The sequence below is a fragment of the Catenovulum agarivorans DS-2 genome, assembly GCF_000568405.1.
Lineage (GTDB): Bacteria > Pseudomonadota > Gammaproteobacteria > Enterobacterales > Alteromonadaceae > Catenovulum > Catenovulum agarivorans_A.
Genome location: NZ_ARZY01000002.1, coordinates 97,501 through 111,027, shown reverse-complemented (window position 1 = coordinate 111,027; position 13,527 = coordinate 97,501). Strand labels below are relative to the sequence as shown.

Below are 13,527 nucleotides of genomic sequence, written 5' to 3'. Positions count from 1 at the left end.
ATTAAGCCTTATGTCAGAGCAGAACACAAGTGTTTTACCCGAGCTAAAACTAGGAAAAGCAACGGAATATATTGATCGATACGATCCAACACAACTGCAAGCTGTGCCCAGAAAACTGATGCGCGACAAGCTACCAAAAAACACTCAAGCTTTTTTAGGCGTTGATATATGGACAGGCTACGAGATCTCTTGGTTATTGCCATCAGGTAAACCTGTCGTCTACATTGGTGAATTTATTTTTAGTGCAAATTCAAGCAATATCGTTGAATCTAAATCATTCAAATTGTACTTAAATAGCTTTAACCAAAGTAAATTTGATTCAATAGAAGACGTAGTAGAGTTAATGCAAAATGACTTAACACAATGTTGTGGCGCGCCTGTCGAGGTTAAACTATACCCATTAGGCCAATTTGCAAAGCGCCGAGTAACTTACTTTGCTGGTCAGTGTATCGATAATATAGATGTTGAAATCACTCGCTACGATTATGCACCAAATCAATTGCAATTAGCTGATTCACGACAAATAGTTGAAGAAACTTTAGTGTCGCATCTGCTTAAGTCAAACTGCTTGGTAACAGGCCAACCTGACTGGGCAAGTATTGAAATTTATTACCAAGGGCAAGCTTTTGATCACGCGTCAGTATTGAAGTACCTAATTGGTTTTAGAAACCACAATGAATTTCATGAACATTGTGTCGAACGCATATTTCGTGATCTTGAAACGCAATTACGACCAGACAAACTAAGTGTATACGCACGATATACCCGCAGAGGTGGTTTAGATATCAACCCGTTGCGTGTCTCTCATATGAGTTTATTAAAGTCAAAACCTGAGCACAGATTGGTACGCCAGTAGCATTTATGTAAGTTTTATGAAGTTAATCCACTGATTGGACTAGGTTATCCGTTCAGATTATGGTTAAATCGAACAGTTTTATTCGACCTGTCTAAAAAATTACACCGAAGAGCCGTAAAACAGCACAATATCGCTAAGCATTGGCATAGGTATAATTAAATTTTTCGGCTACACTCAGGTAAAGGATGAAATACTGGTCTGTGCCAGAGGTTATGTAGTAGGTTTGTAGCGACCAAGTAGTTGACTGGGATTTATTAAGTGTCTGAAGAGCAATTAGAGTTACTAAAAAAGAAACTTGTCGTTTCAGTTCGTTCTAGGCAAAACTTAGAACGCACATACGAGCAGCAATTTGCAACTTTAACCGGCTTTATTAACCGCCTTTCAAATGTGTGTAAAGGAATTGATGTCGAGTTAGACAACCGCTTGGCCAAGCTGCGCTCGTACTTAGCCAAAAATCCGGACATGCAAAACATCGCGCCATTGTTAACTCACATCGAGCAACTTCTCTCCCAGCACAGTACTCGCTTGGCGCTCAATCTTAAACAAACAACAAGCACGTTAAAAGCCGCGGGCAAACAGCTGCAACAAGTTAAAAATCTCGACCCAGATTTTCGCCGCGAGTTACGTGGCTATATGCAAGCATTGGAAGAGCCCAAAGCGTCAATACTGCATTACCTGCCTTATATAGAGCAGCTCGCCAAGCTATATCATAAATGCTTAGCGATACAAACAGGTAATCAGGCGCCCGAAATAGACACTGAAGCTTTAAAAGGCTTGCAAAGTGATATCAGCGCAGAATTAGTTAACATATTAAGCAATATTGCTTTTTCAGGTGAAAATGCCGAAAAAATAGATGCTATCCGAGAAATTTTATCTGCCTCTGTTACGCCTGAAATCTTAGTAAGCAGTTGTGTAGAAATTATTCGCATCATCATCAAGAGCATTACTGAAGAGCGTCAATCTGCACAAAGCTTTTTATTCAGCTTAAACGACGCGCTAAATTCCGTTCATACCGCAGTGGCGAGTTCTATTAATGGTAGCCAAGAGATAAACGAATCAAAGCAGGCACTAAATGACCGGCTGAAAAAAGATCTTGCTGGCATGTCTGCGGAAATTGAAAAAGCCAAATCACTTGACGTCCTAAAAAAACAAATCAATGGCAGAATTGCCGATATTGTTGATGCACTTACTCAAAAAGAAGAATTAGAGCATCAAGAACATGACTTGCTGATTTCTAGCTTAAGCGAAATGGAAGAGAGATTGTTCGAACTCGAAAAAGAAGCCGAAGAATACAAGAAAAAACTTTCAGAACAAAGATTTAAGTCATTACAAGATGCCTTAACAAAACTGCCAAATCGAGCGTCAATGGACGAGCGCATGGAATTGGAGTATCGCCGATGGATGCGTTATAACCACGACTTATGCATCGCAGTAGCAGATATCGACCATTTTAAGTCAATTAACGATACCTTTGGTCATTCCGTTGGCGACCGAGTGTTACAAATCGTCGCAGCCTGCCTACAAAAAGGCTTACGCGAAACCGACTTTATTGCCAGATACGGTGGTGAAGAGTTTGTCATGTTATTTCCAGAATCGAAATTAAAAGACATAGAAAAACGTCTAAACGACATTCGCATGGAAGTATGCAAGATCCCATTTAAGTTTAAAAACTCAGATCTGGTTGTGACAATTTCCATGGGTCTGACTCAGTTTAAAGCGATAGACCAACCACAAAGCGCTTTTGATAGAGCTGACCAAGCTTTATACGACGCTAAGCAAGGTGGTAGAAACAAGGTCGTGCTTAAAAGATAAGCTATTATTTTCCTTCACTTTTTCGAAATTTAAGTAATACTTATACTCAAGCCTTTATAAAAAGAATGGCTTGAGTATAAAACAGCACTGGCGCTGTTCATACTTCTATCATCCTATTACAGATAATAGAAATATAGCGCCGTTTGTGCGCTCATCATGAAGGAGTGAAGTATGATAGTAGAGATTAATCCACTCGGTAGTATGGATTTGTTGTCACAACTGGAAGTCGACAAACTAAAACAATCTTCCACCAGCGAGTTATATCGTTTATACAGAAATTGCTCACTAGCTGTACTAAATGTAGGTAGTCATACCGACAGCAGCGCTGAAATTTACGACCAATTCCAAGATTTCGACATTGATGTAATTCGCCGTGAGCGTGGTGTTAAGATAAAACTTATTAATCCACCAAGTCATGCGTTTGTTGATGGTGAGCTTATCGTCGGCATAAAAGAATTATTATTTGCGGTATTGCGCGATATTTTATACACAGGGGTGAGACTGCGCGACCTAAGCAAAATAGATTTGCAAGACCCCAGCCATGTAACCCACTATGTTTTTGATATAATGCGTAATGCTGGCGCGATTAAAACCCACACAGACCCAAATATGATTGTCTGCTGGGGTGGCCATTCTATTCGCGAACATGAATATCAATACACCAAAGATGTTGGTTATCAAATGGGATTGCGTGGGTTAAACGTCTGTACAGGCTGCGGACCCGGTGCAATGAAAGGTCCAATGAAAGGTGCAACAATTGGCCATTTAAAACAACGAGTAAACAGTGCTCGTTATTTGGGGTTAACTGAGCCGTCGATTATCGCCGCTGAACCACCTAACCCAATCGTAAATGAGTTGGTGATTTTACCTGATATCGAAAAACGATTAGAGGCTTTTTTGCGCGTGGCTCATGGCGTAGTCATATTCCCTGGTGGTGCAGGCACCGCCGAAGAACTTCTCTACCTGTTAGGCATTATGCTCCATCCGGCAAATAACAAACAATGTTTACCGATTGTGCTCACTGGCCCACGCGAAAGTGCCAATTATTTTGAAGAATTGGACAACTTTATCCGTGCGACACTAGGTGATGAAGCAGCCAACATGTATACCATTATTGTGGATGACCCAACAAAAGTGGCCCAGCATATGAAAGGTTATATGACCGAGGTCAGAAATAATCGTAAACAAAGCGGTGATGCATATCATTTCAACTGGTCACTCAAGATAGATCCAGCTTTTCAGCGTCCATTTATCCCTAATCATCAAAACGTTGCAGAATTGGATTTACATTTTTCACACGAAAAATCTGTGCTAGCGGCCAATTTACGCCGCACATTTTCAGCAATTGTGGCAGGTAATGTAAAAGAAGAAGGTATTCAAGAAATTGCTCGACATGGGCCCTTTCAGATAAATGGCGATAAAAAGTTAATGTTGATGATAGATAAGCTACTGAAAGCCTTTGTCGAACAAGGTAGAATGAAGTTGCCGGGCACTAAATACGAACCCTGCTATCAAATTGTCCAAATATAACGAAAACACTTAGAAAATATTATTATGAAAACCGTCTTAATTACCGGGGCCAATCGAGGAATTGGCCTACAATTTACTAAGCAGTATGCTGAAGCGGGTTATACCGTTTTCGCGACTACTCGCACACCATTAGAATCAGCTGAACTAAACGCCTTAGCGAACAAGCTGGGTAACATTAAAGTATTATCGTTGGATATAACCGACGAAAAACAAATTGCTGGTATCAAAAGTATGTTAAACGGCCAAGCAATTGATATTTTGATTGCCAATGCTGGCTACTATGGGCCAAAAGACGAAACCAGTCAGTTTGGTCAACTTGACCAAGTTGAATGGCTAAAAACTTTGCATATTAACACCATTGCACCGCTTAAATTCGCTGAAGCTTTAATCGATAATTTATTACTCGGCAATGAGCGCAAAATAGCATTTCTAAGCAGTAAAATGGGCAGTATGACTGACAACGGTTCAGGCGGAAGTTACATCTATCGCAGCTCCAAAGCGGCACTAAATGCTGCAACTAAAAGCCTAGCAATAGATCTAGCAGAATACGACGTTAAAGTAGTTGCTTTGCATCCAGGCTGGGTATTGACCGATATGGGTGGCCCTAACGCGCTGATAAACAGTGAAACATCAGTAAAAGGTATGCGCTCGGTAATTAATAAATTAACCGAAAAAACAAGTGGTAGTTTTGTAGCATATGACGGTCAGCCTATACCTTGGTAAACGAGCAAGCGCCTAAATTTGCTGGTCTGATAGCAACACAAGGCCTAATGGCCTTGTGTAAGCAGCACCAGCGCCTAATGCAAGCCATATCGTCTGCCAGTTTAGACCCCAGCCAAGCCAAACAATTGGCGAATAAACTAGCTCAATCTTGGTTAGCACCTGCCATTGCCAATAACCCGTATAAAACTGCTTTTATTACACTGCCAATCGCATTACCTCGATTGCAGAAACGTTATTTGTCCACATGCACATTACTTTTACACTGCGCAGATATTTTTCAACTTCATCCTAAGCTGGTGCATAAGCTACTAATAGCCGCCAGTCTTAGAGATATTGCGCTAACAAAAACACAGAAACAATCAAAACTAGACAACAAAACCTTGATTGCAAGCGCCACAGCATCCGCTAGTCAATTGCAACAGCTTGGGTTTTCGGCTTTAGTGCCCTTGGTTGCCAAGCAGTATCAACTCCCCCCCAATATGTTGTTTAGCCAAACAGTATTTAGTTTGGTATGTAAACTCGTACATCAACAAAATTTGCTGTCTTTGGCCAACTGGCGACACATACTTAAAGCAATCATGACAACTGAGGGACATAAACTGCCAATTTTTTGGTTGGACAAGCTCTACTTGAGTTTAGGGCCAATTCCCCCTGGGAGTTATGTCGCCGACAAGCAACAGAGCTTGTATTGGGTAATGTCAGCTGCGCAGGCAAATGATCATGTGGTTTGCCTTTCTACTTCTGGCATCTGGCAATTAAAATCGACAGAGAATTTAACCATAACCGACAGTGAGAAATACCTAAAACCCCAAGAACTTATATTGTGCTGCCAACACAAAAGCACAGAACTGATTAGGTTAGACCAAACGTCTGAGGTTAACAATTTTAGCTTAACTCAGCTGACTCACCTGCTTGGTCACTTTCATCAACATAAACGCGACCCTGTCAGCTTGTTGAGCGATGATATTACAAACCTGCCGACTGTGCGGCTTGCACTGTGCCGCTATGCGAGCGAGTTAGCCCAAACATCTACACCAATTGAAAAAACCAAACATGCCATTATGATGCTCGGTCTTGGTCGCGTTTATTATTGGTTGATTCGTTATCAAATCGAAACCTACTACCTAAAATACACCTACGATCAACAGAATTTACATTTGCTGTACCTCAAACAGGCTCAATCTGTAGCCGAGCGCTTGGTTCAGACTTTAGGCTTTATTGAAACAGAACAAGCTAAACTTTTGGTTACACTTGCATTTATGCCTTATTTAAATGCGCCCAAAATTCAAACCAAAGTGGTTCGCCCACAGCTAATATCTATCTCACCAGCGCAGATATTTGCGCAAATCAAAACCTATCCGCAAGCATTGATTAAAACCCTCACCGAACAATTGCGCATTGAACATTGGTGTGCAGATGCCTTAGTTGCGTTAAACTCACTGGCTGATTTACCTCGCTTTAATCTTAAAACTCAACAAACCTGCGCTCTACTGATTTGTGCTTGTTCAAGTGTCGGGTTAAGTTACAACCCTGCTGAAATTGGCTCCACGCAACTGCCAACCGAGTTGTCTCACGCTCTATCACTGCTAAAGCTGGACTTCACAAGCCTGCAACAAATTCAGCTAGAAAATAGTCAAGATAATAACTTATACAGCCCGCTCCCTAGGCTTATTCGCTAGAATGAGAAACGACATTGGTTAGAATTAAACCAAAGTTGCCACACATCACGACTACTTCAAGAGGTTTCAACTTATGACAAAACAAAAAATTACAGTCATACCTGGCGACGGCATAGGTCCGAGCATAATTGAATCTGCAGTACAAATTTTAAAGAAATTGGAATGTGGATTTGACTTCGATTACGCTGATGCAGGTTTAACTGCCTACGAAAAAACGGGTGAATTGCTGCCACAGCAAACATTAGACTTGATAGAACAAAACAAAGTCGCCTTAAAAGGCCCTTTAACAACTCCAGTTGGCGAAGGTTTTACTTCTATTAACGTCACCTTGCGTAAAAAATTTGCGCTGTATGCTAATTTACGTCCTGTGCTATCTTTTAAAGGAACCCGTGCAAGGTACGAAAACATCGATATCATTACTATCCGTGAAAACACTCAAGGCATGTATTCAGGGTTAGGGCAAACATTATCTGACGATGGAGCGACAGCTGAGGCAAAAAGCCAAATCACCCGAGAAGGCGCTGAAGCGATAGTTACATTTGCCTATGAGCTTGCGAAAAAAGAAGGCCGTAAAAAAGTAACTGCGGTCCACAAAGCAAATATCCTAAAATCCACTTCAGGCTTATTCTTAAAAGTCGCCCGAGAAGTTGGAGCGCGTTACCCAGACATCGAATCAACAGAAATGATTGTCGATAATACCTGCATGCAATTAGTCATGAATCCTGAACAATTTGATGTGATAGTAACCACTAACCTGTTTGGCGACATCATCTCAGATTTATGTGCAGGTCTAGTCGGTGGTTTAGGTATGGCGCCAGGCGCAAACATTGGTACAGACTGCGCAATTTTTGAGGCTGTACATGGAAGCGCACCCGATATTGCAGGTAAAAACCTTGCTAACCCAACATCAGTCATTTTGGCCTCAGTGCAAATGTTAGAATATCTTGGAATGAAAGATAAAGCAGACAGATTACGCAATGCGGTGCGTGATGTCATTGAAACTGGAGACCGCACTACGCGAGATTTAGGTGGAAGTGCAGGTACTACCGAGTTTACTCAAGCAGTGCTTGAGCGTTTGTAACTGTGACAGCAGTAAAGCTGTGTTTAAGCGCATGCTTTACTGCAATTTTACCAACTCAGAATAAAGTGATATCCGTCTCATCATCTTGTTGTTGATTCTGTTGTGCTTTTTGCTTTTGCATTAATTCGATCGCTTGTTGCACCGAAGCGCCCTGCATAATGTAGTCGTACACTTCCTTTTCATCGACTAAACAATACTGCTCAACTAACTTAGTGCGCAAATTTGACCACGAAGCTGCTTTTTTAATATGCTCTTCCATGGCCAACAGCTCAGCCAGTTCTTCTAAACCACTTGATACATGCGCTAAACGTTGCGATAGCCTATCGTAGAATTGCAATGCGATAATGGCTTTTTTTATTTGCTGATGCATCGCTTCTGTTGCCTGAGCGGCTTCTTCGTGACCCATGCTCGCTTGTATCGCTTCACATTGATTTGCGACCTCGCTGCAAAACTCAATTACTTTACCAATAGACGCATCACCGTCAGACAAACCTAAATGGATTTGCGCAACCGACAAAGACAGCAACCTAGCCGTTTCAGCCCGAAAACAATCAGTCGATAACTCCCTATCAGATTGCTCCATACTATCTCCTTATTATGATGTCACTATACTCGATGAAACATTATCTTACCTGAGTATAGAAGACAGCTGCGCTGCCCGCCAATTAATTTGTGAATGAATAATTCAAGTAGTATGCTAAACCAACAACAAGCAATGAGCGGAAACAACAAAGGGCATTTTCATGTTGAATTGGGAGCAACTTCTAAACGGTCAACGCCGTAAAGATAGACATGGCACAGGCAGTACAGTTTTATCAGCAAATGGACGAGTTGAACTAGAGCGAGATTACGACAGGATCCTTTTTGCAACCCCAACCCGCAGAATGGGCGATAAAACTCAAGTATTTCCACTAGAAAGAAACGACAGTGTACGCAATCGTCTAACCCATTCGCATGAAGTATCTAGCCTTGCTCGAAGCATTGGCATACGCTTGGCATTTGATTTTCGCACAGAGATTTTTGGGGATGACTCAGGCAAAGATATTGAGCGCTGTGTCCCCGCCCTGCTAGCCGCGATTGGCTTAGCACATGATTTAGGCAATCCACCGTTTGGCCACCAAGGTGAAAAAGCCATTCAAAACTGGTTTAAACGCAACGAAGTCAAAGTATTTGGCGAACACAATCATACAGATAGCCAAGATTTTTTGGGCTTTGACGGCAATGCACAAACCTTTCGTTTAGTGACTCGTTTGCAAATACTCAATGATACTTTTGGTTTGAATTTAACCTACGCAACGCTGGCATCAATGCTTAAATACCCAGTTTCAAACCGTCAAGTGCAATCGTTAGGCTGGAAAAAAGCCGGATACTTTCAATCTGAGCAGGCCATTGTTGAAGATGTTTGGCAACAAACAGGATTATCCGAAGGAATACGCCATCCATTTACGTTTGTCATGGAAGCTTGCGATGATATTGCCTATATAGTGTTAGACGCTGAAGACATCGTAAAAAAAGATATTGCGTCGTTTTCAGACATTGTTGACCATTTAAACCATATGAACCCAGATGACGCACTCACTCAAAGTGTTCTAAGTGCTGCCAAAAGTAAAAATAAAGAATTTAAAAATGCTGGTTTAAGCCCTAAAGAACTCAATGATGTATCGATGCAAATGTTTCGAGTATACGCAATTAGCGCTATGGTTAAGGCAATTTTAGATTCCTTAGTCACCGACATTAAACAGATAATGCTTGGTCAAACGCCTGCTGGTTACACCCTATTAGATAGCAGCGAAGCGGCTCAATTTTGTGCTGCCATGCGCAAGTTCGATTATGTACACGGCTACCGCCACAAATCAGTATTAGAACTAGAACTCAGGGGTAACAATTATATATCCAACATTATGGATATGCTGTGGGTGGGTATTAGCCATGAAGGCCAAGATAATCTTTTTGCCCAATACGCTTTTCAGCGAATCTCCGAAAACTATCGGCGTATTTATACTGAATCAGAAATGAGCGACAATTACCGAAAAGCTCAATTGTTAGCTGACGCCGTTTCTGGTATGACCGACAGCTACCTTATTTATCTGCACGACGAGTTAAAAAACCTTCATGGTTAATATTGCGCATAATCAACATATTTTAAAAAAACGTCTACACCGTTTTTTCTATGCTCATAACAATAAAGGCAGACGGCAAGTCCAACAAATTCTTGATAGTTTAAACCAGCTGGGCACTGTCTATTTATTTGGTGGTGCAATTCGAGATATCGCCCTGCAGGGTATTGGTAACTTTTACGGTGACTTAGATTTTGTGGTTGACTGCAATAGTGCAACTCTGAAGCGCATGATGCAAACATATGCCAACAGCATACCGGTGCACTTTAATAAGTTTGGCGGCTATCGGCTAAATTGCCAAAAATGGTATTTAGATGTGTGGCCATTGGCTGACACTTGGGCATTTAAACAGCAGTTAGTGACCTATATGGGTATTGAAAGTTTATTGCAAACCACCATTTTGAACTGGGATGCGATTGTATACAACACACAAACCAAACAAATAATATGTACTGATAACTATTTTGACGCATTAAACACAGGTACACTTGACCTGCAATTGGCTGACAACCCAAACCCTTTAGGCGCATATGTGCGTATTTTACGCTGCATTATTCACAAGCCCGTGCAGAATATTTCAGCGGCCCTGCATAACTATTTAATTGAGCAACATCAGATATTTGATCAAGCACAAGTTATCGCTTATGAGCAGTCACATTATCGCCAATGTTATTTGACCCAGGTTAACTCTAAGCTATATGATGCGTTTTTTTCCGTTCAAGCCTGTGCGCCTGTAATCAATAGCTTGCAACAAAGCAATTTAGATTTATATGAAACTTAGATATATTTTTGCCGTTGGCATACCTGTATTTGTGATACTCACCGCCCTATCATTTTATTTCTATTGGCAAGATAATCACAAAATGTTGGCTGAAGTAGAAACAGCCCAAATAGATGCCGCTATCGCGTTTGCCCGCGAACAAGACCAAATGGCTTGCTTAAACCATGTTATTCAACAAAGCCGCGACTGTCGTGAAGCCCACTGCACAGTTGGGTTAAAAGTGTTTTTAACCCATTGCGTCAAACACGCCACCGCCAGTACTAAATTGTGCGAAGGTGTACCTGACGCACAAGACTATTTTGCCAAAGTCAGTTGGTCTGTGTCTATTTGCCGTAAGGCAAAGGTGCGCAACGGAAATTGCAGCAATATTGTTAACGAAGTACCTGTGTTATGTTCAGCTCGATCGTCTGGATAAACAGGTTAATCTTCACAAAATGCATAAAACAGACAATCATTTAACGCTATTCTATGGTTTGTGGTTGCCATAAATATTCGCAGTTTTTGCCGTGTAAACAACTGCCCATCTTTACAATAAATAATGCTATCGGACTGTACATCACCCGCTTCATTTCTAACGGTAAAAGGTGTACAGCCAATATTCGACCAGCCAATTAAACAGTCTGCACGCGTCACCCCCATATTATGCTGCTCAATATCTGAAACTAAAGTAATATCGGCACTCGGGTCACTTTTATCCGCAAACGATAAGTTGGTTTTCGGGTCAATTTCCAATCGCAACGGATGTTCAACAATATCAACCAGCATGTAATGATGTCCGGCAAATAAGTTATCTGCCATTAAAAACTCGTGGACACCTTGGTAAGCAACTTCATGTGCTTGTTGGTCTTGAGCACCACCACATTCAACAGTCACAATCGGGCAATTAAAATTTTGTTCCATCAATGCCCCTAAATTCAACCTGGTATAAATCATAGTTTGACAGAAGAATGAAGCTAAAGCTTGCACCTGCATATCAATCCGTGTTGCCACACAAAATGAAGGACTCGCGCCTGATGTATTATGCATATCAATAACCGCCTCAGGTTTAACTTCATTGATTGCTTGTAAAATACTGCCAGCCCTTTGATTCACTAAAGCATCACTATTGTCTAAATTGAAACACCTATTTAAGTCGTGCTTATCATCAAAATATCTATTGGAAAAAACAGGAGATTGTTGCGCAGCTTCAACAGATGAAATAATGAATCGAACATTGGTCATAGGTATAACTTTGCTTAGCAAAAATCGATGCAACGCGATAAACCCTGACGGTTCATTTCCATGTACAAGGACACTGACAACTCGAGTGCGGGTATTAATAAGCCCTTGCATATCAATCACGGTTGGCCCATGTAAACTTAACAACCAGTCGGTCGGGTCATCTGGTAAGTGTAAATTTTCTGCATGGGTGTAACGCAACTTTGTTAAGTTTATTGCCATGGTCGCTCCCATAGATGCACAGGTGCACCAGTTAAATTCTGTTGTTGATAACAATTTAACATCAGCTGACATGCTTGATGGCGATCGTGCTGTTGCTCAAAATAATGTAACGCAGCTTTTTGCCAATTTGCGCCTGTCATGTGCTGCTCGACCCGTTGCTGAATAATATTTAGATAATGTTTGGTTTCGGCTTGGCTTACACCTAACAGGGTCAGCCCAAATTTCGCAATTTCTAAGCTATTTAATACCACCTGCTTGATTGGCTGATGGGTGACATGATATTGCTCGACATCAGGCCAATATATTGAAGCATCCAAGCCATATTGTGCCGCTCGGTAAAAATTATTATCAACAATTTCAAAAGGCATGATTGCCGAATACGCTTCCATTTGTTGGCTTAATCCATATGCTAGACCAATAGAATAAGCAGCATTAGCAACCATATCTTCAACACTGGGCCCAGCTGGTAAGGCCCTAAATTCAATACGGACATGGCCTGGCGCATCATTGCAATATACAGGCCTGTGCCAATTCCATACTGTACCCATATGCAAACATAGTTCGGATAGTTCTGGCAACCCCTCTACACTTTGATTTTGTCGATATAAGTTTGGTAACAAAACTGGATATAAAGCCACAGCTTCAGCATACAAGCTCCAAGCGCTTTGTTTTAACCAACCTAATCCCAGATTAACCCGAGCGGGCAATTGACGTGCGACTAAATCTCTAACACGACAATCCAGCACTTGTTTTAGCAAAACAATGCGTGTTTCGTCCCAGACCACTTTGCCTAAAAAAATGGGTGAATTGCCACAAGCCGCAGTGACTAGTGACTGGCTTAACATCGCCGCATTGTAAACATCAACAAATGCCCCAGGTGGAACCATCATATGCACTTGGAAAGAAGTATTTGCGCCTTCAGCTGTTACATCTTCTACTTGCATATGTACCGCTTCTTCACCATCAATATCGATAGCAAAAGGCGCCCCGCGATTGACTTTTAATTGATCGACCAAAATTTGATAACGTTCCAAATCCGTCATATTTTTTTTGGTTAGATCTTGCGGGCGCAAAGTCGGTAAAATACCTATGGCAGTCGCATGTGTTCCCAGCTTGCCACAGCATTGATTCAATTGATTTAATCGCCTATCAAGCTCGAGTGCCATATGACTAAAAGCATGGCCATCTAACGCGACCGGTGGTACATTCAATTCCAAGTTATATTGATTGATTTCGTGTTGGAAAACAGAGTCGTGCAGTGCCGATAAGACTTTTTGATTACTCAACTGACATAAGCCATTATCATCAGTTAAATACAACTCAAGCTCCGCCCCCAGCATAAGCGAAGCTTGACCAAAATTAGGTCGTGACATGATGACTTTTAATTCATCAAGTTGCTGATGCAACCTTTGCTTAAACAGCACAAAGTCTTGCTGGGTAAAGCTTTGTTTATTTATATTTTGTCCCATTCACTTGCGCAACCCAAAATGCTTCGCTTGTTTAATATT

General features: G+C 41.4%; 12 protein-coding genes. 9 read left to right on the top strand and 3 right to left on the bottom strand.

Translation table 11 applies throughout. The features are described 5' to 3' along the window. Positions 1-10 precede the first annotated feature (10 nt). The 6 genes from queF to DS2_RS02030 all read left to right on the top strand — a co-directional run bounded on the left by queF (position 11) and on the right by DS2_RS02030 (position 7,681). Positions 11-856 (top strand): NADPH-dependent 7-cyano-7-deazaguanine reductase QueF, encoded by an 846-nt coding sequence (gene queF, locus DS2_RS02055; protein ID WP_035012950.1) that lies wholly within the window; start codon positions 11-13, stop codon positions 854-856. Positions 857-1,114: 258 nt separating this feature from the next. After that, positions 1,115-2,668: a GGDEF domain-containing protein gene (locus DS2_RS02050; protein WP_035012949.1), complete on the top strand. Its 1,554-nt coding sequence runs from the start codon at positions 1,115-1,117 to the stop codon at positions 2,666-2,668. Between the two features lie 171 nt (positions 2,669-2,839). Then, positions 2,840-4,198: a nucleotide 5'-monophosphate nucleosidase PpnN gene (gene ppnN, locus DS2_RS02045; protein ID WP_035012948.1), complete on the top strand. Its 1,359-nt coding sequence runs from the start codon at positions 2,840-2,842 to the stop codon at positions 4,196-4,198. A gap of 24 nt (positions 4,199-4,222) precedes the next feature. After that, positions 4,223-4,921 (top strand): SDR family oxidoreductase, encoded by a 699-nt coding sequence (locus DS2_RS02040; protein WP_035012947.1) that lies wholly within the window; start codon positions 4,223-4,225, stop codon positions 4,919-4,921. Positions 4,922-4,998: 77 nt separating this feature from the next. Beyond that, on the top strand, positions 4,999-6,600 hold the full coding sequence (locus DS2_RS02035) for a hypothetical protein (RefSeq protein WP_152537523.1): 1,602 nt from the start codon (positions 4,999-5,001) through the stop codon (positions 6,598-6,600). Positions 6,601-6,673: 73 nt separating this feature from the next. Further along, a complete protein-coding gene (locus DS2_RS02030; RefSeq protein WP_035012945.1) occupies positions 6,674-7,681 on the top strand; it encodes an isocitrate dehydrogenase in 1,008 nt (335 codons plus the stop codon). Between the two features lie 55 nt (positions 7,682-7,736). Here the strand turns inward: DS2_RS02030 and DS2_RS02025 are convergent, their stop codons facing one another. Beyond that, a complete protein-coding gene (locus DS2_RS02025; RefSeq protein ID WP_035012943.1) occupies positions 7,737-8,264 on the bottom strand; it encodes a hypothetical protein in 528 nt (175 codons plus the stop codon). Between the two features lie 160 nt (positions 8,265-8,424). Here DS2_RS02025 and DS2_RS02020 point away from each other — a divergent pair, with 160 nt between their 5' ends. The 3 genes from DS2_RS02020 to DS2_RS02010 are packed head-to-tail and all read left to right on the top strand — an operon-like array spanning position 8,425 to position 10,994. Next, on the top strand, positions 8,425-9,801 hold the full coding sequence (locus tag DS2_RS02020; RefSeq protein WP_035012942.1) for a deoxyguanosinetriphosphate triphosphohydrolase family protein: 1,377 nt from the start codon (positions 8,425-8,427) through the stop codon (positions 9,799-9,801). Next, positions 9,794-10,579, top strand: a complete 786-nt coding sequence (locus DS2_RS02015) for a hypothetical protein (RefSeq protein ID WP_035012941.1) — start codon at positions 9,794-9,796, stop codon at positions 10,577-10,579. Before DS2_RS02020 ends, DS2_RS02015 begins: the two co-directional genes overlap by 8 nt. Beyond that, positions 10,569-10,994: a hypothetical protein gene (locus DS2_RS02010; protein WP_035012940.1), complete on the top strand. Its 426-nt coding sequence runs from the start codon at positions 10,569-10,571 to the stop codon at positions 10,992-10,994. The genes DS2_RS02015 and DS2_RS02010 overlap by 11 nt, the downstream gene beginning before the upstream one ends. 5 nt (positions 10,995-10,999) lie before the next feature. Here DS2_RS02010 and DS2_RS02005 read toward each other — a convergent pair whose 3' ends face one another. Both DS2_RS02005 and DS2_RS02000 read right to left on the bottom strand, forming a co-directional pair. Further along, positions 11,000-12,019, bottom strand: coding sequence for a succinylglutamate desuccinylase/aspartoacylase domain-containing protein (locus tag DS2_RS02005; RefSeq protein WP_035012939.1), 1,020 nt, complete (start codon positions 12,017-12,019; stop codon positions 11,000-11,002). After that, on the bottom strand, positions 12,010-13,488 hold the full coding sequence (locus tag DS2_RS02000) for a hypothetical protein (RefSeq protein WP_035012938.1): 1,479 nt from the start codon (positions 13,486-13,488) through the stop codon (positions 12,010-12,012). The genes DS2_RS02005 and DS2_RS02000 overlap by 10 nt, the downstream gene beginning before the upstream one ends. Between the last annotated feature and the right edge of the window lie 39 nt (positions 13,489-13,527).

What these genes read in the sequence shown, in the direction of transcription:
- DS2_RS02000 (WP_035012938.1), bottom strand. Translation starts at nt 13,488, where the DNA reads ATGGGACAAAATATAAATAAACAAAGCTTTACCCAGCAAGACTTTGTG.
- DS2_RS02025 (WP_035012943.1), bottom strand. Translation starts at nt 8,264, where the DNA reads ATGGAGCAATCTGATAGGGAGTTATCGACTGATTGTTTTCGGGCTGAA.
- DS2_RS02005 (WP_035012939.1), bottom strand. Translation starts at nt 12,019, where the DNA reads ATGGCAATAAACTTAACAAAGTTGCGTTACACCCATGCAGAAAATTTA.
- ppnN (WP_035012948.1), top strand. Translation starts at nt 2,840, where the DNA reads ATGATAGTAGAGATTAATCCACTCGGTAGTATGGATTTGTTGTCACAA.
- DS2_RS02040 (WP_035012947.1), top strand. Translation starts at nt 4,223, where the DNA reads ATGAAAACCGTCTTAATTACCGGGGCCAATCGAGGAATTGGCCTACAA.
- DS2_RS02020 (WP_035012942.1), top strand. Translation starts at nt 8,425, where the DNA reads ATGTTGAATTGGGAGCAACTTCTAAACGGTCAACGCCGTAAAGATAGA.
- queF (WP_035012950.1), top strand. Translation starts at nt 11, where the DNA reads ATGTCAGAGCAGAACACAAGTGTTTTACCCGAGCTAAAACTAGGAAAA.
- DS2_RS02030 (WP_035012945.1), top strand. Translation starts at nt 6,674, where the DNA reads ATGACAAAACAAAAAATTACAGTCATACCTGGCGACGGCATAGGTCCG.
- DS2_RS02015 (WP_035012941.1), top strand. Translation starts at nt 9,794, where the DNA reads ATGGTTAATATTGCGCATAATCAACATATTTTAAAAAAACGTCTACAC.
- DS2_RS02035 (WP_152537523.1), top strand. Translation starts at nt 4,999, where the DNA reads ATGCAAGCCATATCGTCTGCCAGTTTAGACCCCAGCCAAGCCAAACAA.
- DS2_RS02010 (WP_035012940.1), top strand. Translation starts at nt 10,569, where the DNA reads ATGAAACTTAGATATATTTTTGCCGTTGGCATACCTGTATTTGTGATA.